The sequence below is a fragment of the Halobacillus sp. ABR2_026 genome (genome assembly GCF_056158545.1).
This window is the reverse complement of the sequence record NZ_JBSWTM010000001.1, coordinates 2,548,541-2,570,967: the sequence shown is the minus strand read 5'-3', so window position 1 is coordinate 2,570,967 and position 22,427 is coordinate 2,548,541. Positions and strand designations below refer to the sequence as shown.

Sequence of the window (22,427 nt, the reverse complement as noted above, 5' to 3'; positions counted from 1 at the left end):
TTTATTCCTCCCCCTTATTCTTTCTAAAACGAATTAAGCCGAAAATTGCCATAGCAGCAATGCCTAGTACGACGATTTCAAACAAAGTATCCAATCCACGGAAGTCGACGAGAATGACGTTAACAATATTGTCGCCACCACCAAGTTTGTACGAATTGTCTACGAAGTAGTCGGAAATAGATTCGAAAAATTTACTGCTGTGTGAAGAAATCGCAACCATCGTCATCAATGCTCCGAAGCCGATGGATATGACAAGGTTTAGCACTTTTGTACTTGCGGGTTCGTCTTTCTTACGAAGTTTCGGAAGATGATAGAACACGAGCAAGAATAAAGCTACGGTGACTGTTTCTACTATTAATTGCGTAAGGGCAAGGTCTGGGGCTCTGTACAGAACAAACAACATAGAAAGACCATAACCTACGACACCCAAAATAAGAATAGCAGCGATGCGATTGTTCGTTAGAGCTGTTCCTATAGCTGCAATGACCATAGTCACTGCTACCAGAATCTCTGGCGCTGTCACATCAGCAACATTGGACATATCCAGTGTGAATCCACCAGTCATTGCCATAAAGGCAAAGGATATGACGATGATCGCTGCAAGGATTAATCGAACATACCTTCCCAGTGACCCATTCATATATCCTTTTGTAAGGGTGGTCGAGTATTTCTCCAACCGATCGACGGTACCGTCATAGAATTTATTCATACTTAAAATTCCTGGGACGACATTATAAACAGGGGACCAGACTTTCCTGGAAAGAGCTAATATACTACCAAAAACAAGCACAGTAAGAGACATAATAAACGCTGGTTTGAATCCATGCCAGAAATAGATGTGCTTCTCATCTAGAGCTGTACCTTTAACGGCTTCTGCAGCGTGAGCAATGAATGGTTCATTGATGAGTCCAGGGAATAAGCCAATGATCAAAACACCTGCAACGAGCACAAGTGGGGAAATCAACATTCCAATTGGTGCTTCATGCGGCTTTTTAGGCAGCTCATTCAGATGTGATTTTCCTCGGAACGTGCCGAAGAAAAAGTACATGGAGTAAACAAAAGTAAAGATACTTCCTAAAACAGCTAAATAAGGGACAGTTGCTTGTAAAATCCCGGCAATTCCAACTCCTGCTGTTTCTAAATGTAAAGAAGACTCAAAAAACATTTCTTTACTGTAAAAACCATTGAGGAAAGGAAGAGGAACACCTGCCATTGAAAAGGATGCAAACAAAGCAAGCGTAGCTGTCATTGGCATAAAGGTCATCAAACCGCCTAATTTGCGTATGTCGCGAGTACCCACCTCATGATCGACAATTCCCGCAACCATAAACAGACTTCCTTTGAAAGTCGCGTGATTGAGAATGTGGAAGACAGCACCGAAAATAGCTGCTTTTGTACCAAAGCCAAGCATTGCCATAATCATACCAAGCTGACTGATTGTTGAAAATGCAAGAATCCCTTTCAAGTCGGTTTGGCGAACGGCCATATAAGAGCCCCAGCAAAGAGTGACAATTCCTGCAATGGAAACAATAATGAAAAACCATTCATTGGCTGAAAGCATCGGTGAGTAACGGGCAACTAAATAGATTCCCGCCTTAACCATAGTTGCTGAGTGCAGATAGGCACTGACTGGTGTCGGAGCTTCCATAGCATCCGGCAACCAGATATGGAATGGAAACTGTGCTGACTTCGTAAATGCTCCCAGTAGCAACAAGCCAAGAATCAGCGGGAAATATTCACTGTTCAAAACAAGCTGTTGCTGACTGATCATTTCCTGTATGCTGGTAGTATTTGTCAACACACTCATGAAGATAAGGGCACCAAGGAGGCTTAGTCCGCCGAATACGGTAATAAGCATGGATTTTAAAGCCCCATACCGCGATTCTTTCTTAAAGTTCCAAAATCCGATTAATAAGAAAGAAGACAGCGATGTAAACTCCCAGAAGCTGTATAAGACAAATACGTTATCAGATAATACAACTCCTAACATCGAGCCCATAAATATCAGAAAATAAACATAAAAATGTCCCAGCTGCTCCGACTTATGTAAATAAAAAATCGAGTAGAAGGCAACTAGGGCGCCAATTCCGCTGATTAGTAGAACAAAAAGTAAACTAAGTCCATCCAGGTGAAAGACCATATTCATATCCAAGGAAGGAATCCACGAATACTCTTGAACAACAGGTTCGAACCCTGAACCTAAAAATCGGGAAAAATAAATAAAAATCGACACAGGAATAATTGTAACGAAGAATCCTGTGTGAATTTTCCCCTTCCATTTGCTTAGGAATGGAATAAAAATAGCAATAATAAAAGGCAATAATACGGCCACCAACATGTGGAATGTTCCTCCTTTAAACGTAACTCTCATCTATTAGTCATTGGATTTTGGGTGTTCGTAACATTGTGTTCACTCAATTGTAATCAAAAAAAGGACCATTATTCAACTGTAGCATACCGGGGATAGGTGGAGACAGCCCATATTTAGTGTGTCCTTATAAATAAGAAGAAAGACATCATTTGAGGAAATAAAAAAAGTCATAAAAAAACTCGTCCAGGTCGTGTGGTGGACGAGTGTGAATGGGAAATAAAGGAGTTATTTGTCAGGGCTTGTCAAATCAGCCGACATGGGAAATCCGTTTGCCCAAAAGGTGTTGGATCGCACGTTTGTTGATTTCGCGTTTGATCTGTTCTATAAACTCATCAGAGAGATTGAGCTCTATGGCTTTGTGGTAAGATTGTATGAGTAGGGAATCCGATAATTGCTTCATGCCGCTGTCACACATGTGACAGTCACCTCCCGCTTTATTGAATCTTTGAACGCTCACGTTTAATGTATTCTTACCTTATCACGACCCTTATTTCGTCACAATATCGAAGTTATCTACATCAAAATGTAGATAACTTTTGAGAAAAACAGGTTTAAATGAGTGATAACAAAGAAGTTACTGTGTGGAATATGTGTATAAACTTATCCACAACCCGATTATGTCGGTATTTGTCGAACGATTTTTGTTCTGAACATAACTCTTTTTGAAACATCCTTCAATTTTGTATATGATGGTGAAGGAGATTTTTGCGGTTTTATGAGGAGATGAACTGAATAGATGTTAAAAAACTTTTTACCAGATGAACATGTTCCGAGTGTTTTTGATATTGACCCGGATGAATTGAAAAATAAAGGAATTAAAGGTGTCATCACCGATTTAGATAACACGCTTGTAGCATGGGATGTGCCGGATGCTACGGAAGAGATCAGAAGCTGGTTCAAAAAAATGAATGATCACGGCATTCAAGTTACTATTGCCTCTAATAATAATGAAGCTCGTGTGAAATTGTTTTCCGAGCCATTGGATACAAGGTTTATTCATAGTGCTAAAAAGCCGTTATCCAAAGCCTTTAAAAAAGCTCAAAAGCATATGAAGCTGCAAAAAGAAGAAGTTGCAGTTATAGGCGACCAGCTTCTTACCGATGTCCTCGGTGGAAATTCAGCCGGCTTCCATACAATTCTTGTCGTACCTATTGTGGAAACGGATGGATTTGTCACACGTTTTAACCGGAAAATTGAGAGACGGATCCTGAATTGGATGCGGAGGAAAGGTAAAATCACATGGCAGAGGAGAGATCAATGATGTCCGGAATACAATGTCAAGGGTGCGGTGCTGACATACAAACGACAAACCCAAACGAAGCAGGGTATGCCCCTGCATCGGCTTTGGAGAGGGAAGACATTATTTGTAAGAGATGCTTCCGTTTGAAACATTATAATGAGGTTCAAGATGTACCTTTCCAAGACGATGACTTCCTGGAAATGCTCAACCAAATTAGTGACACGAAGGGATTGGTCGTCCAACTCGTTGATATTTTCGATTTCAATGGCAGCTTCATCTCAGGTTTGAAAAGGTTGACAGGCAACAATCCTGTTATTCTTGTGGGGAATAAAATGGATGTCCTGCCCAAATCCGTCAATCATGGGAAAGTGAAACATTGGATGAAACGTTCAGCTAAAGAGAATGGGTTAGTCGTGGAAGATGTCTACTTAATCTCAGCGGAGAGAAATATGGGCATTGAAGAATTATCACAAGCCATTGATCGCTATCGGAATAATGGAGATGTTTATGTTGTAGGGACAACAAATGTCGGGAAGTCAACGTTTATTAATACTTTGATTTCCAATACATCCGGGGTGAAGGATGCCATTACAACTTCTTATTTCCCGGGTACTACGCTTGGCTTTATTGATATCCCATTGGATGAAAAAAGTTCATTATATGACACACCAGGAGTCATACAACGTCACCAAATGGCCCATTACGTATCAGATAAAGACTTGAAATTAATCACACCACGAAAAGAAGTGAAACCGAAAGTTTACCAACTGAATGAAGAACAGACTCTTTTCATAGGTGGACTTGCAAGGTTTGATTTCGAAGCCGGCGAAAGAACTTCCTTTGTTTGTTATTTTTCTAATGAATTGAATATTCACCGGACAAAGTTGGATAAAGCGGATGATCTATATACCAATCACCTTGGAGAGTTGTTAACCCCTCCGGATAAAGATACGATCGCTAAACTTCCTCCTTTGAAAAGACATACATTGAAAGTGAAGGAGGATAAAACTGATATCGTATTTTCAGGACTTGGCTGGATCACAGTACCTCAAGGAGGCGTTACAGTCTCTGTCCATGTTCCGGAAGGCGTAAAGGTTTCTTTAAGAGAGTCACTCATTTAGGAGGGATCTTGTGTACAAACTAGGCTTGATCGGTCATCCAATCGGACATTCTATGTCTCCATGGATTCATCATAAACTGTTGGAACAACAGGAGCTTCAAGGGAAATATGAACTGCTTGAAATCCAACCTGATGAATTTGATGAAAAAGTAGCTCTTATCAAACAAAAAGGATTGGATGGCTTCAATGTAACCGTACCGTATAAAGAAAAGATCATCCCCCATTTGGATGGGTTGGATGAAAGTGCAAGACACTTAGGAGCAGTCAATACTGTGCATCATACGAACGAGGGATGGATCGGTCACAATACAGATGGGAAAGGTTTCGTCGACTCTTTGAAGAACCGTTTTCCCGATTTATTCCATAACGGTGCAAAAGTCCTTATAATTGGGAGCGGCGGGGCAGCCCGTGGCATATATGATGCTCTGACAAGGACCGAAATCAACCATGTGGATATTGCCAACCGAACGTTGACAAGGGCGGAGGACCTAATTCGTGATATCCCCTCTCAAGTGGATTCGGTTCCGCTTACAATTCTGGATGCCGAACGCTCTCTTATGAATTATGATTTGGTCGTACAGACGACGTCGGTGGGTATGAACCCTGATCCGGAACAAACGGTCATGTCTCTTGATCACTTGACACAAAACACTGTGGTAAGTGATATTGTATATCGTCCTATGCAAACGAAGTTTTTAAAGGAAGCAGAGAAAAGAGGGGCTCGTCTTCACTTCGGACATGAAATGCTGTTGCAGCAGGCTGTTTACGCATTTCAAATTTGGACGAATACACACCCGGAAGCAGCATTAATAATAGAAGAATTTGAGCAGAAATTGAAAGGGGTATAGAATGTTAACAAGTAAACAGAAAAAACATCTACGATCAGCATCTCATGAAATCCAACCGATTTTCCAAGTTGGAAAAGCCGGTGTCAACGAAAACATGACCAAACAAATTGATGAAGCTCTTGAAAAAAGGGAATTGATAAAGGTAAGCATATTGCAGAACTGCCTGGAAGATAAACATGTCATCGCTGACGAAATTGTCGAGGCGACAGACGCTCACATCGTCCAGGTGATCGGAAATACGATCATTCTTTATAAAGAGTCTAAAGAAAACAAACAAATTGAACTGCCATAAAGGGGAAGCTCAATGAAAAAAATAGGTGTACTAGGGGGCACTTTCGATCCCATCCATCAAGGGCATCTGATTATGGGAGAATATGCCCGTGAAGTCATGGACCTTGATGAGGTATGGTATATGCCATCTTATATCCCTCCTCATAAACAGGAGTCTTCCACTGATCCCGAAACCAGGCTTGCTATGGTGCAGGCCGGTATTGAAGGCAACCCTTCGTTCCGTGTCTGTGATAAAGAACTTGTCCGGAAAGGTACTTCGTATACAGTAGACACGATGGCAGAATTATTAGCCGAATATCCTGATAACCGTTTTTTCTTTATCATAGGAGGAGATATGGTAGAACATCTGCCCAAATGGCACCGGATTGAAGACCTTGCAAAAATGGTTCAATTCATAGGGGTGGAAAGACCAGGGGCTGGTTGGAGTGACGATATTCCGATCCATTTTGTAGAAATACCGTCTGTAGATTTATCTTCCACAATGATTCGTGCGCGTATTTCAGAAGGTAAAAGCGTAAAGTATTTGATACCTGATGTTGTTATGACGTTTATAAAGGAGCATCACCTGTATGAAAATGAATCGTGAAGAGGCCCTCGGATATGTGCGGCCAGCCTTGAAAACCTCACGTTATGAACATACCGTCCGAGTGACGGATCAGGCAGTGCTATTAGCTGAGAGGTTCGATGAGGATGTTGAAAAAGTTGAATTGGCAGCCGCTTTTCATGATTATGCAAAATATAAATCGGTGGATCTTATGAAAAGGTGGATTAAAAAGGACCGGAGACTGTCGAAGGATCTTCTGGATTATCACCATGAACTTTGGCACGGGCCCGTAGGAGCATTAATGCTTGAGCAGGAAGTTGGTCTTAACGATGCCGGGATCATTTCAGCCATCAGCTGCCACACTACTGGTAAAAAGCATATGTCTAAACTGGATAAAATCGTCTTCTTAGCCGATTACATCGAACCCGGACGTGATTTTCCGGGGCTTGATGAAGTTCGGGGAAAAGCAAAAGAGAGTTTGGATGAAGCATGTGCCTTAGCCCTTAAAAATACCATCATTTTTCTGGTTGATAAGGGAAGGACCGTTTATCCGGACACGTTTCATGCATATAATGATTTAAAATGATCAAAGGATCATGGGAAAGATAGAGAAGAAATAGGGAGGAAACCCATGGAAAGCAAAGAATTGGTGAATTTAGCCGCGCAAGCGTGTGATGAGAAGAGAGCACAGGACATCGTTGTATTGGATATGTCAGAAGTATCTTTGATAGCTGACTATTTTTTAATATGTGAAGGGTCCAATGAACGTCAGGTTCAAGCGATTGCAAGGGAATTGAAAAATCAGGCAGAAGAGAACGGTATTGAAGTGAAGAGGATGGAAGGCTTCGAGCAGGCAAGATGGGTGCTCGTGGACCTAAATGATATTGTCTGTCACATTTTCCATAAAGATGAGCGACATTATTATAACCTCGAAAGGCTATGGGGAGATGCAGATACCGTTACTGTCGAGGGTTTAGAGAACTAATATGAGTTACGGAGATATGGCCCGCGTTTATGATCTCCTAATGAAAGACGCCCCTTATTCACAGTGGGTGGACTTTACCGTCCGGACACTTGAACAGTACCTACCTGAGGGGAAGAGGATTTTGGATGTTGGTTGTGGAACAGGAGAAATCACTTATAGGCTTCATGAACGTGGTTATCAATTGACAGGAGCAGACCTGTCTTCAGATATGTTAACAGTTGCCCAGCAAAAAACTCCTCGAAAAGATATAGAATGGATCCAGCAAGATATGACTTCAATGGAAGGCTTGTCTGACTACGACTGTGTCATCAGTTACTGTGATGTCTTCAACTATCTGACAGAGGATCACAACGTACAGAAAGCGTTCGAGTCTATATATAAGGTGCTCGCTGTTGGTGGAGTGTTCATATTTGATATGCACTCTATAGATCATATTCAAAACGATCTGAGTGGTGCAACTTTCGCGGAGGTGCGTGACGAAGTGTCTTTCATCTGGTTCTGCGACCCAGGGGAAGAAGAGAACAGTCTGGTACATGATTTGACGTTTTTTGTGGATGATGGGGGAAAGTATCGGCGTTTTGATGAAGTTCATGAACAGCGGGGATACAGTCTTGCTGCTTTGAAGAACTGGCTGGTTGAGGCAGGCTTCAAAGTTCGAGGTGTATATTCTGATTTTAATGAAGAACCCTCAACAGATGGAGAACGTTGGTTTTTTGTCTGTACGAAAGAATAGACCTTGATTAGAAAGAGTCCGAATAAGTCGGACTCTTTTTTTGATGTTAGGTTTGATGGCATGAGGCTGGATCGATCATGCAATTCAATGGTGCTTACAATTTCATAGGTTTTTGAAGGATTTTACGTAATTGTGTCGAATATATAGATTTAGAATTCAATGTGTTGTTTATCATCTTTATGTTTATTTTGGGTCGCTTCGAACATTTTCTGGAACAATGACCCGATATGGTCTTCTAATGCCTGTAACCCTTCCCCGGTAACTCCACCTTTGACGGTAACCTTCTCCATTAATTCATCCAGGGTCATGATCTTTTGTGCAAGAAGTTCCCCTAAACCAACCATCATATTCTCTGTTAATGAAGTCGCTTTATCTTTTGGAAGTTCTGCTACATCACCAGCGGCTGAGATCCATTGGCTTAATAAATAGCTAATGAACGCAGGTCCGCATGAGACGATATCAGAAGCTACGCGTATATGTTTTTCTTCAATTTCAATTGGTGTGGATATGTGTTGGAATGCTTCAATTAGGTGATCCCGATATGTTTGATTAATTTTAGTTCCAAAAGTAAATAAACTTACGCCGGACCGTGCGTGATTTGTAATGGATGGAACAATCCGGGCGACCTGGCAGGGGGTGACTTTCTCTAATTGTTCAACCGCAACCGGACTTGTAATGGATACAAGGCACTGTTCTTCAGACCACAATCCATTTAAGGCGTCGATGATGCTCTTGTAATGATGAGGCTTCACACATAAAAAGATGATATCACACGTTCTTTGCAGCGCTGGCAGATCCTTCGCTACATGCAGCCCCGGAAATTCCTCTTGAATTTTTTCCGCTTTATCCATGGTTCGGTTATAAATAGTCAACTGCCCGGCCGGGACGGCTCCACTTTTAATGAGCGTCGTGGTCAGCATACTCCCCATGTTTCCTGTGCCGATGATTCCCCATTTCATTGGAATCCCTCCTTAATGATTACCTATATATCCATATTCTGAAATTTACTTTTTATGAAAGAAGGTTGAACATGAGTGTGTTGAAGAGGTATGTTTGGCTGATCGTGGTTGTAGTAGTGATCATTGGGCTTTATTTAATCAAACCACCGAATGGGGGAGATGCAGAGGTAAACGATGTTCCTGTTATCCTTGAAGAAGAAAGGGAAGAGAAAACATCTTCTTCAAACTTTGTGAAAGTGGATGTGAAGGGGGCTGTGAATATACCCGGCGTTTATACGATGTCTGAGGACAACAGGGTGGTGGATGCGATAAAAGAAGCCGGAGGTATGACTGACCAGGCAGACCCTGAAAGTGTAAATCTTGCTCAACGTATCCAAGATGAAATGATGATTATCGTTTCATTATCCTCAGAGGATGAGCAGGTAGAACCTGGGACCGTATCTGGAGATAAGGTGAAAATAAACCGTGCATCTGCAAGTGAAATACAAGCTTTGAATGGGATTGGCCCATCCAAAGCTGAGAGTATTATTAAATACAGAGAAGAGAATGGGCCCTTTTTTTCAGTTGAGGAGTTGGTGGAGGTTCCTGGAATTGGTGAAAAGACATTGGAGAACCTTAAAGAGCAGATCATTGTTCCGTAAGTTTGACGGAATGTGAAGGTCAGAGTAAACTTGATGAAAAAAGTGGGGTTACATAATGGAGCGGATTACATGGAATCAATACTTTATGTCACAAAGTTATTTGTTGAAATCTCGTAGTACATGTCAAAGACTTGCTGTAGGAGCGGTTATAGTCAGAGATAAGCGTATGATAGCAGGAGGGTATAACGGAAGTGTTTCAGGAGGTGTCCATTGTATTGATGAGGGTTGTTACGTGGTTAACGGTCATTGCGTTCGGACAATCCATGCGGAGATGAACGCACTTCTGCAATGCTCAAAGTTCGGTGTGGCTACTGAAGGGGCTGAGATTTATGTGACGCACTTTCCTTGTGTTCATTGTACAAAAGCCATCATCCAGGCCGGAGTCAAAGCCGTATACTATAGTGAAGATTACAAAAATGATGCTTATGCGATTGAACTTCTCCAACAGGCCGGGGTTCGGATGCAGAAGGTCCCCGTTGAACAAACAGATCTTCAACCTGAACATCAGATTCTCTTTCAGCAGATGGTCGAAAAGCTCGAACGGGTGAATGATGCTGAATCTGAGCGGTTGGTTCAGGAAGCCGTGCAGCTATTGAATCTGGAAACCCGGTGATGTTTAATAAAGGTTCGTGGCATCTTCCCGTCATAGCTTTCGTTCTTGGCGGGATGTTGTCAATCCAAAAAGGGTACAGTTTATATTTCTTATTTCTTCTCTTTATTATCTGGTTGTTCAGCTACCACCGTCACCCCGTACTCATCTTCATTCTTCTATTGTTCGGCATTGGCGGGTATGTCCACCTGTCACCCCAGCCACTTCCTGTTGTTCCTCCTCTGCAGCAAAACAGTTATTTAGAAGGCGTAATTATCTCCCCTGTTAAAAAGACAGATCATTTCTATTCTTTCATTATGAAAACAAAAGATGCGAGTGTTCTTGTCCGTTATCCTTTGCAAGAGCAAAGCCGCATTCCTGACTCATGGAATATCGGAGCTTCCTGCAGGGGTGAAGGAGAAGCAGAATTATTTGATCAATCCCGAAACCCTGGTCAATTTAATTATCGCTCATATATGGAAAAGCAAGGCGTGTTTTACCAATGGAATATTGACAAACTTGATTCTCTGCAATGCAATGGAGACTCATGGATGACACCTTTGTTCAAAAAGAGGTCGGAATTGAGAGCGATTGTTCAGCAAAATGTACGGCCAGAAGCTTACATTTGGATTTCGGCTTTAGTTTTTGGTGATACATCCCATATTGATCAGGATACCATTGACTGGTTCAGAGAATTTAACCTTTCTCACATCCTTGCCATCTCAGGCTTACATATCGGTCTTACCATGGGAGGCACTTACTTTGTTTTGTACCGCTCAGGTGCGGTAACTAAAAAACAAGCCAAGCTACTTTTAATCATTTTATTACCCATATACATGTTTATTTCAGGCGGCGCGCCATCTGTCATGCGTGCAGGTCTTATGGGCATACTCCTGTTAGTATGTGGTCTATTCAGGTTAAAAATTTCATTACTCGATCTATTATCCCTCACATGTCTCTTCATGCTGTTCTTTTCTCCCTCACATTTTTTTCATCTAGGGTTTCAATTCTCATTTTTAGTCACAACTTCTTTGCTGCTCACCCTCCCGATTCTTAAGGAGTATGAAAGTAAATGGACCCAATCAGCCGTTGTAGGGTTGATTAGTCAATTATCACTTCTCGCCTTACAGGTTCATTACTTCTTTGAATTTCAGCCTTTTTCACTATGGATGAATTTATTTGCTGTTCCTTATTTTTCATTCTTCGTTATTCCTTCACTGATGTTTATTTTTATTGCTTGCTTTGTTGTCCCTTCTATTAGCTCTCTCCTATCCCAAGGATTTATGTCGATCCATGAACCTGTATTAAAAGGTTTAATGGAGGGGGCTGAGATGTTGGATTATCCTTGGGTGACAGGAGAGATTCCGGTCGTGTTTGTTCTTTTGTACGGAGTCTTTTTTGTACTGATGATGAAAGAATGGGAACTAAAGCAAAGAGGGAGAGCTTTTGCAGTTTCTTTAATCCTTGTTTTTATTTTAGCTCTATGCAGTTCAGTCCCCTACTTCTCCAACAAGGGAGTTGTAACGATGCTTGATGTTGGACAGGGCGATACTTTCATAATAGAACTGCCGTATCGAAAAGGAGTGATCATGATGGATGCAGCCGGCCCACCTATGTATGTAACGGATAAGGAAAAAACAGCAGCAAATATTATACTTCCCTTTTTGAAATCCAGAGGCATTCATAAGCTTGATGCTCTATTTATTAGTCATGCAGATAGTGACCACAGTGGAAGTGTTCCTTTCATTCTCAAAGAGATGAATGTTGACCGGATCTACGTCAGCCCTTTTTATAAGGAAACATTCGAAAACAATGGGAAGGTAGAGCGATTGGGCGCGGGTAAACAAATAATCATCGGTGGCGTAATGTTCCGGGTAATTCATCCATTGAATAATGTGGATCATGGGAACCCGAATGATAATTCGCTTGTGGTTAGTGTGGATTTGGGTGGAAAGCGGTGGTTGTACACAGGCGACATATCAGCCCGTATTGAAAAAGATATCATCAAAAGAGGGGACCTTGAGGAAGCCGAAATTTTGAAAGTGGCCCACCACGGAAGTAATACTTCGTCATCGGTAGACTTTTTGAGGAAGGTCAATCCAGAGGTCGGCTTGATCTCAGCAGGAGTGGAGAATCGTTACGGCCACCCTCATGGAGAGGTTATAGACAGCCTCGAGGCACATGGAGTGGCATTACTAGAAACGAACCGTTATGGAGCTGTTCAGTACACTTTTTTTGGGCAAAGTGGAACGTTTTCAACGTTTCTCCCGTATAATGCGAGCAGAGAATAAAAAAAGACTGCCGAAAACAGCAGCCTTCCGGTTTTGCATCTGATCATTGTCCAAGAAAAGAAAACAAAACACCGATAAAGAAGATTACGAAGAAGAAAACAAATGAAAATACAAACCCTAATCCAGAGTCGATTACATCATTAGTTTTGGATTGAATGTCGTTTTTGAACTCGTTCACTGTTACCCCTCCTATATCAATTATTAAGTATAGTCCATTTTTAACCAAAAATCTACATTTACCGGGCATGAAAACGAATTTCATCAAGGATTCATACCTTTCCCACTCCTAGCAAGACTTGTCACAGATAATTCTTACGTAAGCGGTCAAACTAAACGCAAGAGAGGAACAACATCGTCCTCTTCAAAAGCTTCCGGGGCTTTTGGAATGGCGTTTATATAGATGGTTCATACGGCGATATCAGAACTCCATTTTGACAGATATTCCAAAGAAACATAAAATGGTGACACTGAGTTCCCCATTCATGGGGCGCCGTACTCTTTTTTTATGAAGGAAGGACAACCATTTATGGTCAACAAAAAGCAATCACACGTATATTTATTATATGGAGAAGAATCCTATTTAATCCAAGAACATAAAAACAAAATTATTGAAAAGACACTGAACAAAGATGATCGTGAATTTAATATATCGCAGTACGATCTCGAAGAAACACCGATAGAAGATGCTGTTACGGATGCAGAGACATTTCCTTTCCTCGGAGAAAAGAAAGTTGTCGTCGCTAATCATCCGGTCTTTCTAAAAGCTAAACCAGATAAGCTGCAGATCGAGCATGATACAGACACCCTGTTAGAGTATCTGGAAAACCCAGCAGATTACACGGTTTTAATTGTGGTTGCTCCATATGAAAAGATTGATGAGCGCAAAAAATTGTATAAGCAATTTAAGAAAAATGGGGAAATTATCAGTTGTCAGCCCGTGAAAGAATGGGATGTAGATAAGTGGATAAAATCTTTGGCTGATGATCTACATATTACGGTTCCGGAGGATATCTATGAGCTTTTCACTCAAGAAATCGGGGCGAATCTAATGGCCCTTCGTAAGGAGATGGAGAAGCTTGCTCTGTATGTAGGAGAAGGAGGAATTGTTACGAAAGATGTGGCAGAACAACTCCTCTCACACAGTGCTGAAGCCTCTGGCTTGAAATTGGTCGATGCCGTTATGGAGAAAGATTTGGGGAGAGCCATCAGGATCTATAAAGACTTGGAAAAACTGAATGAAGAGCCCATAGCGTTAACGGCTTTACTTGCCTCCCAGTTCAGAATTATAAGTCAGGCAAAAGTATTAAAACAAAAAGGGTATGCTCAAAATCAAATGAAAAGCTATATCAAAGCACACCCTTATGTCATTAAAATGGCTCTTAAAAGGGAGCGTGCCTTCACGCAACAAGAGCTTGATCAAATTATGGAGCAGTTGGCAGAAACCGACCATTCTCTGAAGCAGGGGAAGATGGAAAAATCTTTGGCGTTTGAAATGCTCTTATATCAATTGATCCATATTAAACAACAGACCCATGTACCTTCTTCATAGGTTTGATCAATAATATCTCATCTAATCGTACCGTGAATGAAAAGAAGCCCTCCGATATTTTCGGAGGGCTTCACTCATGTAAAAACGACCCATTCAAATAGAAGGATCGTCTGTTGGTCATAAATTACGAATGAATTATAATGCGTTGACAAGTTTAGTTAGGCGGGATTTTTTACGGTTCCCTGTGTTCTGGTGAAGGGCACCACGTTGAACAGCTTTGTCGATTTTCTTAACAGCTGTAGGGAGTGCTTCTTTAGCGTTCTCTACATCTTTGCTATCAACAAGCTTTTCTACACGTTTAACCGCTGTACGCATGTCGGATTTGAACGCTGCATTCAAGGCACGTGCGTCATCATTCGTACGTACACGCTTTTTCGCTGATTTAATATTAGGCATAGTTTCACCTCCTAGGTAAAAACAAAAACTCATTCATATCGAACAAAAGACATTTTACCAGAGCAATGCGCTGTTTTCAATACTTATCTCAAACCCACCTTCATCATTTGCATAATTTTGACTGCCTTGGGAGAAGATTTTTATTAAGGAGGTTGAAGTGAATGGAGGAAAAATTCGACTATTCGTTGAGAACGGACTTGGCATTAGAAGCTCAGGAAATGAATGTGAAAGACGAACCACAATCCTCAGATACTGACGGAGTGGAAGTTCATGAAAATGAAAAAAATGAAATTAAAATTACGTATGTGACTGTAGATGAAGCAGGAGCTGAACGTATCGGAAAAAAGGCGGGTCATTATGTAACATTAGAATCACAGGCTATCCGAAAGCAGGATCATCATCTGCAAGTAAACTTATCGAAGACGTTATCCGGTCAATTGAGAAAGCTGATGAGTGAATGTGGGATTAAGGAGATGGATCGCGGGTTAATTGTTGGCCTGGGGAATCAGAATGTGACTCCAGATGCCTTAGGGCCTTTAGTTACGGAAGAAATCTATGTAACCAGTCATCTTTTTGAACTTCATCCGGAAACGGTTTCAGAAGGGTATCGACCTGTGTCTGCTTTCACTCCTGGGGTTATGGGAGTGACAGGAATAGAGACGAGTGATATGGTTCATGGGATTATTGAAGAGACCAAGCCTGATTTCGTATTAGTGATCGATGCTCTTGCTTCTAGATCGATCAACCGCATCAATGCGACGATCCAGCTTTCAGATACGGGAATACATCCGGGCTCAGGAGTAGGGAATAAGCGGAAAGAGATCAGCCGTGAAACGTATGGGATACCTGTCATTTCCATTGGTGTTCCTACTGTAGTGGACGCCGTTACTATTACAAGCGATGCGATTGATTATGTCCTTAAACATTTTGGCAGGGAATGGAAGGAAAAGGATCGACCATCAAATGCTCTATCTCCCGCTATGAACCCTTTTGAGAGAAAGACATTGACAGAGGAAGATCATCCCGATGAGGAACAAAGCAAAGCTGTTATGGGAATGTTTGGTCAGTTACAGGAAGCAGAAAAGAAACAATTGATCAAAGAGGTATTAACTCCTCTCGGTCATAATTTGATGGTCACACCTAAAGAGGTGGACAGTTTTATACAGGATATGGCCCATGTTATTGCTAAGGGGATCAATGGAGCTCTACACCCAGGGGTGGAAGATGGCGAGGCCCAATCTTATTTTAAATAATGAATTGATAGAGAGGTTCTATTAAATTCCTCTTTCTCATACCATTTACTAGATAGTGGATGAGAGGGAGGTTTTCTTATGTCTCGATACCCAATCATAAAAACGAATAAAAAAAGCTATATGAAACAGGGGACAAGGTGGACGATCATCGTCATTACTGTTTTGCTTTTATTATTTATCGGGATAGGGGTTCTTACAGGGGCTAAAACGACGTACCGCATCTATTCAAGTACCATCCAGGAATGGACAACGAAACTTGAGGGAAGCGCCTTTCTATATTTATTCGAAATGGAAAACCGATCGTTTAAGGATGCCCATCCAGAGGGGAACAGGATTCCGAGTTTGACGACGTTGTCCTTTCAACTACTTACAAGCCTGACACCGAATGATCCTCGAAGTTTGCTTGGGAGAGAAATCCCTGGTCTGTCTTCTTACAATAGTCAAATCATCATTGCAGGAAAAGGGACCGACTATTCCACACTTCCTGTTGAATCCGAGCCGCCGTTGATTGTAGATGACCGCGGGGAAGAAGGGGAAGTGGAGGAAAATAATGAAGGTGATGCGAAGCCTGAAGAGAAACCAGTAGGAAAAGATCGTGTTTATATTTACCATACTCACAACACTGAATCCTTCTATCCCCATCTTCCTGATGAATCTACGGTCTATGATGGGAAGGTTAATATCACTCTTGTGGGAGAACGTCTGGGCGAAGGTTTAGAAAGAAGAGGTATAGGAACGATTGTTGATACAACAGATGTGGCTGCACTAAGAAGTGAAAACGGTATGGAGTATTATCAATCCTATGACGCTGTAAGACCGGTCGTAGAAGAAGCCCTCAGTCAGAATGGAGACATACAGTACTTGTTTGACCTTCACAGGGATTCACTTTCTAAGGAGCACACAACGACGACGATTAATGGTAAAGAATATGCACGGTTTGCCTTTATTATAGGAGCTGAACATCCGCAGTATGAACAAAACCTTCAGCTCGCTTCTGACATTCACCAGAAGCTTGAAGAGAAATATCCAGGGATTAGCCGAGGAGTAATTACGAAAAAAGGATCTGGAGTAGATGGGGTATACAATCAGGATCTTAACCCAAACGCCATTCTTATTGAATTCGGCGGGGTGTACAATCATTTAGATGAATTGTATCGCTCTGCAGATGTTATGGCCGAAGTGTTCAGTGATTTCTACTTTGAAGATGAGAAGGTATCAGGAGATTAAAGGAGGTGCCTTATGAGATGGTTGGTAGGAGGAATCATAATCATTATGATTTTTATTGCGGGTGCATTCTGATGGGATAGATAAAACGAATGAAAAATTGGAAGATCGTGCTCCTGTAGTTACGACACAGACAATAAAGGAAGTCGACAGGGAGGCGAACTCACCTGTTCAACCATCCGCAAACGATCATGCATGCGTTCCACCTATCAGTCATTCTGAGGCTCCATGGATATCAAAAATGGCTGGGGGAATTGGAGAAGGGATTGCTTCATGTTTCAATGCAATGATCGTCGTATTAGCTGAAATCATTCAGTCTGGCTCTTAATATTCATATGTTCTACGGGTTTACATTGAATAATACTTCTCACATTGCTATAATCAACCTAGATATTTGTGTCGAATTCAGTAGGAGTGATTTAAGTTGACAGCACAATCTAAACAAGAGAGGGTCCGCAATTTTTCGATTATTGCCCATATCGACCATGGGAAGTCGACGCTTGCTGATCGTATTCTAGAAAAAACGAAAGCTTTAACACAGAGAGAAATGAAGGAACAATTCCTTGATGCGATGGACCTTGAACGTGAACGTGGAATCACGATTAAGTTGAACGCCGTTCAATTGTCCTATGAAGCGAACGATGGACAAGATTATACGTTTCACTTAATTGATACCCCTGGTCACGTCGACTTTACATATGAGGTCTCTCGTAGTTTAGCGGCATGTGAAGGGGCGATTTTAGTCGTAGATGCTGCTCAGGGGATAGAAGCGCAGACATTGGCCAATGTGTACCTTGCATTGGAAAATGACTTAGAAATCATCCCTGTCATTAATAAGATAGATCTTCCTGGAGCAGATCCCGAGCGGATTAAACAAGAAATTGAAGATGTAATTGGAATTGATGCTTCAGATGCCATTCTTGCTTCTGCTAAAGAAGGGGTAGGGATTGACGAAATCCTGGAGCGGATTGTAAGTGATATCCCGGCGCCTGAAGGTAATCCGAAAGATCCAACAAAAGCTTTGATCTTCGATTCCCTTTATGATTCCTACAGGGGTGTCGTTGCCTACACGTGTGTACGTGAAGGCTCCATCAAACTTGGTGATAAAATTAAGATGATGGCTACGGGCAAAGAGTTTGAAGTGAACGAATTAGGCGTATTCCGGCCAACCCCTACGCCGATGAAAGAATTGAATGTTGGTGATGTTGGTTATTTGACGGCTTCGATCAAAAATATCGGGGACAGCCGCGTGGGTGATACGATCACACTTGCCAATAATCCTGCAGCCGAACCACTGCCAGGGTATAAAAAGATGAATCCGATGGTTTTCTGTGGAATGTACCCGGTAGATGCCAGCAAATACAATGATTTAAGAGATGCGCTTGAGCGGCTTGAACTTAACGACTCTTCCCTTCAATTCGAGCCGGAAACTTCTCAGGCTCTCGGATTCGGTTTCCGCTGTGGGTTCCTGGGGATGCTTCATATGGAGATCATTCAGGAACGAATCGAGCGGGAATATAAAATTGACTTGATTACTACAGCTCCAAGTGTTATTTATCAGGTGACATTGACAGATGGGGATGTTTTCAATGTTGATAATCCGTCGATGATGCCTGATAACCAAAAATTAGAAGAGGTTCAAGAACCTTTTGTTAAAGCGACAATCATGGTTCCTAACGATTATGTAGGGCCGGTCATGGAAATCTGTCAACGTAAACGTGGGAACTTCATGGATATGCAGTATTTAGATGATAACCGGGTGAACATCGTGTATGAGATTCCGTTGTCTGAAATTGTTTATGATTTCTTTGATTCATTAAAATCTCAGACGAAAGGGTATGCCTCTTTTGACTACGAGTTGATCGGATACCGACCTTCCAACCTTGTGAAAATGGATATCCTTCTAAACGGCGATACGATCGATGCATTGTCATTTATCGTACACCGCGATTTTGCCTATGAACGTGGTAAGCTAATAGCTGAAAAACTCAAGGAACTAATCCCGAGACAGCAGTTTGAAGTGCCAGTACAAGCTGCGATTGGCAACAAGATTGTAGCCCGGACCACGATTAAAGCCATGCGTAAAAATGTTCTCTCTAAATGTTACGGGGGAGACATTTCCCGGAAACGTAAATTGCTTGAAAAGCAAAAAGAAGGGAAAAAGCGTATGAAGATGGTCGGTTCTGTCGAAGTGCCTCAAGAGGCCTTTATGTCTGTGTTGGACTTGAATGAAGATTAAAGATAAAGGAAGACAGGTTAAACCGCAGGAGATTCTTCTCTTGCGGTTTTCCTTATGAAAGGTGGCAACATTCATGAATATCCCATCCGCATACATTCACATCCCATTTTGCCAGCAAATTTGTCATTATTGTGATTTCACCAAGTTTTTTTATAATGAACGACTGGCAGATGAATATTTAGAAGCATTAGAGAAAGAAATTCATACGTATATCCCTGCAGAAAAAGCAAAAGTAAGAACCATTTTTGTAGGGGGGGGCACCCCGACAGCGGTCAATCACAGGCAATTGGAGAAGCTGCTTAAAATGATAGAGGATCATTTTGATATCGCGAGTTGTGAAGAATATACGTTTGAAGCCAACCCGGGCGATTTGGATGTGGAAAAAGTCCGGTTATTAAAAGATTACGGGGTCGATCGTATTTCTCTTGGGGTGCAAGTATTTGATGATGAGATGCTTGAGAAGATCGGGCGTGTTCATAAAGTTAAAGATGTTTATACAAATATCGACCGTCTCATCCAGGCGGGACTAACCAATGTAAGTATTGATTTAATGTATGCTCTTCCAGGTCAAACTGTTGAAGACTTTGAAAAGACCATCGATGAAGCGATGCAGTTCGGACTTCCGCACTATTCATCCTACTCCCTACAAATTGAACCTAAAACCGTGTTTTATCAACGGTACAAAAAGGGTAAGATTACCAAGGCGAAGGAAGATGATGAAGCTGAAATGTATGAACTCCTTCAGCGTAAACTCTCAGCTGCAGGGGCCATTCAGTATGAAATCAGTAATTTCGCAAAGCCTGGGTTTGAAAGTAAACACAATCTGACATACTGGAATAATGAATACTATTATGGGATTGGAGCCGGTGCACACGGTTACCTGCCAGGAAAACGGACCATTAACATTAGACCTTTGCCAGCCTATGTGAAGCAAGCGACGGAAGATGGCAAGCCGGTTCTTCATGAGGAACCGATTGGTCTAAAGGAGCAATTGGAAGAGGAAATGTTTCTTGGGTTGAGGAAAACAGAGGGTGTTTCTAAAGAGTCCTTTCAGCAAAAGTATGGAAGAACACTTGTAGATGTATTCGGTAATACTTTGACTGATCTCAAAAATCGATCCTTGATCGCTGAAGGTCCTGATTTTATCCGACTCACCTCAAAAGGTAGAATTCTTGGAAATGAAGTATTTCAGGAATTCCTATTGGAAGAGTAAGTTTCAGATCCTCATTCGTGCCTCCGGAGGTTGGTAAAAGCGCTCACTTCCATCACACAACCACCAATAATGATAGGAGCCCTTATTTCTTTGAGCGATGGAGAGGGGCTCTTCTTTGATTTAGGTCGGGAAAGATATTCCTCTAGAAAATAGACGCTGGCCTGGTCCATTAAAAAAAAGAGTAATATCCGTTGACATCCCTCATCCCTTTTGATAATTTATTAGTAGATTTAGCACTCACTACAAACGAGTGCTAACAGAGGTGATCATCGATGTTAACAAATAGACAATTGCTCATTTTGCAAGTCATTATTGATGATTTCATTTTGACCGCACAACCCGTTGGGTCACGGTCAATAGCTAAAAAAGAGGCTGTAACATTCAGTTCAGCTACAATTAGGAATGAAATGGCTGATTTGGAGGAAATGGGTTTTATTGAAAAAACTCATTCATCTTCTGGGAGGGTACCGTCTGAAAAAGGCTACCGCTTCTATGTCGACCATCTACTTTCCCCGCTACGCCTATCCAGTCAGGAAATTGTGACGATACGGGAAGCTTTCGATGACAAAATGTTGGAGTTTGAACGGGTGGTTCAGAAGTCCGCGGGTATTCTGTCGGATTTGACGAACTACACATCCATCATTCTCGGCCCTGAGGTTTTCGAAACAAAGCTTAAGCAGCTGCAGATCGTACCTTTGTCTGATCAATCCGCTATTGCTATTTTAGTTACGGATACCGGACACGTGGAGCATCGGGCATTCAATGTTCCTGTAGAGATTAAAGGTGCGGATTTGGAAAAGATGGTAAACATTTTAAACAGCAGGCTCCAAGGTGTTCCCTTGGTGAAATTGCATGAAAAACTATATTCTGAAATCAATGATTTATTAAAAACACATACAGATGATCATGAAGAGGCTTTCCAGTACCTTCGTGCGGCGCTCGTAGATGAGCATCCGACAAAGTTGTACATTGGTGGAAAGACAAATATTCTCATGCAGCCGGAGTTCAAGGACCTGGATAAGGTGAGATCTTTATATGCTGCAATTGAACAGGAAAACGAAATGGCCGACTTGCTTCGTACAGGTCAGGAAGGGATTCAGGTTCGTATTGGACAGGAAAACCCTTTTGATGCTATGCAAAACTGCAGTTTGATTACCGCCAGTTATCATCTTGGGAATAATCAAGTTGGCACGATTGCACTTTTAGGTCCTACCCGGATGGAATATAATCGTATGTTTTCATTGATGAATGCCTTATCCAAGCATATGACCGATACTTTCCGTGGGTGGTATTAGTACGGGGAAGAGTGAGGAATAGTTTTTATCCTTTCTTCATGGCTCATGCTTTTTCAGGGTTTGGTTTCATGTTATAGTCATTAACGGTGTAATGGAAAGTAGGAGGTGGAAGTCGTGGAAGAGAACAAACAAGAGATCATTGATGAAAAAGATGAAAATCAAAATGAGGAAGCTGAGCAGACAGTAGTCGAAGAAACTGATGAACTAGAACAGCTTCGTCAGGAAAAAGATGAAATCAACAATCGATTGCTTCGTTTGCAGGCGGACTATGATAATTTCCGCCGACGCACTCAAAAAGAGAAAGAAGCGGATCGTAAATATAGATCCCAAAGCCTGGTTGAAGAATTGATACCAGCACTAGACAATTTTGAAAGGGCACTCCAAGTGGAAGTGGATGGCGATGCAGCCAAAAACTTTGCAGATGGAATGAAAATGGTTTATGACCAATTCAAAGCTGCTCTTGAAAAGGAAGGCGTCGAAGAAATCCCTGCTGAAGGGGAAGAGTTCGATCCTCATATGCATCAAGCGATCATGCAGGTTGAAGACGAGAACTATGAAAGCAATATCGTTGTTGAAGAGCTGCAAAAAGGTTATCGCTTAAAAGACCGGGTTATCCGCCCGTCAATGGTAAAAGTAAATCAATAAA

Annotated in this window: 23 protein-coding genes; 18 read left to right on the top strand and 5 right to left on the bottom strand. The window is 41.7% G+C overall.

Translation table 11 applies throughout. The features are described 5' to 3' along the window. Position 1: 1 nt before the first annotated feature. The gene (locus ACXADE_RS13415; RefSeq protein WP_474980960.1) at positions 2 to 2,338 is read right to left on the bottom strand and encodes a Na+/H+ antiporter subunit A; all 2,337 of its coding nucleotides are present in this window, start codon (positions 2,336 to 2,338) and stop codon (positions 2 to 4) included. A 280-nt stretch (positions 2,339 to 2,618) separates the two neighbouring features. Beyond that, the gene (locus tag ACXADE_RS13410) at positions 2,619 to 2,771 is read right to left on the bottom strand and encodes a sporulation histidine kinase inhibitor Sda (RefSeq protein ID WP_474982229.1); all 153 of its coding nucleotides are present in this window, start codon (positions 2,769 to 2,771) and stop codon (positions 2,619 to 2,621) included. 336 nt (positions 2,772 to 3,107) lie between these two features. On the opposite strand from ACXADE_RS13410, the gene ACXADE_RS13405 reads away from it, so the two are divergent. From ACXADE_RS13405 to ACXADE_RS13370, 8 genes are read left to right on the top strand one after another with little or no spacing between them, the layout of a single operon-like run. Further along, entirely contained in the window at positions 3,108 to 3,632 is a 525-nt protein-coding gene (locus tag ACXADE_RS13405) for a YqeG family HAD IIIA-type phosphatase (RefSeq protein WP_474980959.1), read from the top strand. Next, on the top strand, positions 3,629 to 4,732 hold the full coding sequence (gene yqeH, locus ACXADE_RS13400) for a ribosome biogenesis GTPase YqeH (protein WP_474980958.1): 1,104 nt from the start codon (positions 3,629 to 3,631) through the stop codon (positions 4,730 to 4,732). The genes ACXADE_RS13405 and yqeH overlap by 4 nt, the downstream gene beginning before the upstream one ends. 10 nt (positions 4,733 to 4,742) lie before the next feature. Further along, entirely contained in the window at positions 4,743 to 5,579 is an 837-nt protein-coding gene (gene aroE, locus ACXADE_RS13395) for a shikimate dehydrogenase (protein WP_474980957.1), read from the top strand. A 1-nt stretch (position 5,580) separates the two neighbouring features. Further along, complete coding sequence (gene yhbY, locus ACXADE_RS13390) at positions 5,581 to 5,871, top strand: ribosome assembly RNA-binding protein YhbY (protein ID WP_474980956.1); 291 nt, start codon at positions 5,581 to 5,583, stop codon at positions 5,869 to 5,871. A gap of 12 nt (positions 5,872 to 5,883) precedes the next feature. After that, the gene (locus tag ACXADE_RS13385) at positions 5,884 to 6,456 is read left to right on the top strand and encodes a nicotinate-nucleotide adenylyltransferase (protein WP_474980955.1); all 573 of its coding nucleotides are present in this window, start codon (positions 5,884 to 5,886) and stop codon (positions 6,454 to 6,456) included. Next, complete coding sequence (gene yqeK / locus ACXADE_RS13380) at positions 6,440 to 7,000, top strand: bis(5'-nucleosyl)-tetraphosphatase (symmetrical) YqeK (RefSeq protein ID WP_474980954.1); 561 nt, start codon at positions 6,440 to 6,442, stop codon at positions 6,998 to 7,000. The genes ACXADE_RS13385 and yqeK overlap by 17 nt, the downstream gene beginning before the upstream one ends. A 45-nt stretch (positions 7,001 to 7,045) precedes the next feature. Then, positions 7,046 to 7,399 carry a ribosome silencing factor gene (rsfS, locus tag ACXADE_RS13375; RefSeq protein WP_474980953.1) on the top strand — a complete coding sequence of 118 codons (354 nt, stop codon included), beginning with the start codon at positions 7,046 to 7,048 and terminating at the stop codon, positions 7,397 to 7,399. A 1-nt stretch (position 7,400) separates the two neighbouring features. Then, positions 7,401 to 8,132 (top strand): class I SAM-dependent DNA methyltransferase, encoded by a 732-nt coding sequence (locus ACXADE_RS13370; RefSeq protein WP_474980952.1) that lies wholly within the window; start codon positions 7,401 to 7,403, stop codon positions 8,130 to 8,132. A 149-nt stretch (positions 8,133 to 8,281) separates the two neighbouring features. Here ACXADE_RS13370 and comER read toward each other — a convergent pair whose 3' ends face one another. Then, a complete protein-coding gene (gene comER, locus ACXADE_RS13365) occupies positions 8,282 to 9,091 on the bottom strand; it encodes a late competence protein ComER (RefSeq protein ID WP_474980951.1) in 810 nt (269 codons plus the stop codon). Positions 9,092 to 9,162: 71 nt separating this feature from the next. Here comER and ACXADE_RS13360 point away from each other — a divergent pair, with 71 nt between their 5' ends. From ACXADE_RS13360 to ACXADE_RS13350, 3 genes are read left to right on the top strand one after another with little or no spacing between them, the layout of a single operon-like run. Further along, positions 9,163 to 9,732: a helix-hairpin-helix domain-containing protein gene (locus tag ACXADE_RS13360; protein WP_474980950.1), complete on the top strand. Its 570-nt coding sequence runs from the start codon at positions 9,163 to 9,165 to the stop codon at positions 9,730 to 9,732. Positions 9,733 to 9,787: 55 nt separating this feature from the next. Next, positions 9,788 to 10,345, top strand: a complete 558-nt coding sequence (locus tag ACXADE_RS13355; RefSeq protein WP_474980949.1) for a ComE operon protein 2 — start codon at positions 9,788 to 9,790, stop codon at positions 10,343 to 10,345. Beyond that, positions 10,345 to 12,612, top strand: a complete 2,268-nt coding sequence (locus tag ACXADE_RS13350) for a DNA internalization-related competence protein ComEC/Rec2 (RefSeq protein WP_474980948.1) — start codon at positions 10,345 to 10,347, stop codon at positions 12,610 to 12,612. Before ACXADE_RS13355 ends, ACXADE_RS13350 begins: the two co-directional genes overlap by 1 nt. A 43-nt stretch (positions 12,613 to 12,655) precedes the next feature. On the opposite strand, the gene ACXADE_RS13345 is transcribed toward ACXADE_RS13350, so the two are convergent. Continuing rightward, complete coding sequence (locus ACXADE_RS13345) at positions 12,656 to 12,790, bottom strand: YqzM family protein (RefSeq protein ID WP_089654323.1); 135 nt, start codon at positions 12,788 to 12,790, stop codon at positions 12,656 to 12,658. 348 nt (positions 12,791 to 13,138) lie between these two features. Between ACXADE_RS13345 and holA the strand changes: the two genes are divergently transcribed. Then, entirely contained in the window at positions 13,139 to 14,161 is a 1,023-nt protein-coding gene (gene holA, locus ACXADE_RS13340; protein WP_474980947.1) for a DNA polymerase III subunit delta, read from the top strand. Between the two features lie 135 nt (positions 14,162 to 14,296). Here holA and rpsT read toward each other — a convergent pair whose 3' ends face one another. Then, a complete protein-coding gene (gene rpsT / locus ACXADE_RS13335; RefSeq protein WP_474980946.1) occupies positions 14,297 to 14,557 on the bottom strand; it encodes a 30S ribosomal protein S20 in 261 nt (86 codons plus the stop codon). 161 nt (positions 14,558 to 14,718) lie between these two features. On the opposite strand from rpsT, the gene gpr reads away from it, so the two are divergent. From gpr to grpE, 6 genes are all read left to right on the top strand, one after another. Continuing rightward, complete coding sequence (gene gpr / locus ACXADE_RS13330) at positions 14,719 to 15,810, top strand: GPR endopeptidase (RefSeq protein ID WP_474980945.1); 1,092 nt, start codon at positions 14,719 to 14,721, stop codon at positions 15,808 to 15,810. 78 nt (positions 15,811 to 15,888) lie between these two features. Then, positions 15,889 to 17,037, top strand: coding sequence for a stage II sporulation protein P (gene spoIIP, locus ACXADE_RS13325; protein ID WP_474980944.1), 1,149 nt, complete (start codon positions 15,889 to 15,891; stop codon positions 17,035 to 17,037). A 421-nt stretch (positions 17,038 to 17,458) separates the two neighbouring features. Next, on the top strand, positions 17,459 to 19,273 hold the full coding sequence (gene lepA / locus ACXADE_RS13320) for a translation elongation factor 4 (RefSeq protein WP_474980943.1): 1,815 nt from the start codon (positions 17,459 to 17,461) through the stop codon (positions 19,271 to 19,273). 73 nt (positions 19,274 to 19,346) lie between these two features. Beyond that, positions 19,347 to 20,486: a radical SAM family heme chaperone HemW gene (gene hemW, locus ACXADE_RS13315; protein WP_474980942.1), complete on the top strand. Its 1,140-nt coding sequence runs from the start codon at positions 19,347 to 19,349 to the stop codon at positions 20,484 to 20,486. A 272-nt stretch (positions 20,487 to 20,758) separates the two neighbouring features. After that, positions 20,759 to 21,781 (top strand): heat-inducible transcriptional repressor HrcA, encoded by a 1,023-nt coding sequence (hrcA, locus tag ACXADE_RS13310; RefSeq protein WP_474980941.1) that lies wholly within the window; start codon positions 20,759 to 20,761, stop codon positions 21,779 to 21,781. Positions 21,782 to 21,895: 114 nt separating this feature from the next. After that, complete coding sequence (gene grpE / locus ACXADE_RS13305) at positions 21,896 to 22,426, top strand: nucleotide exchange factor GrpE (protein WP_474980940.1); 531 nt, start codon at positions 21,896 to 21,898, stop codon at positions 22,424 to 22,426. Position 22,427: the final 1 nt, after the last annotated feature.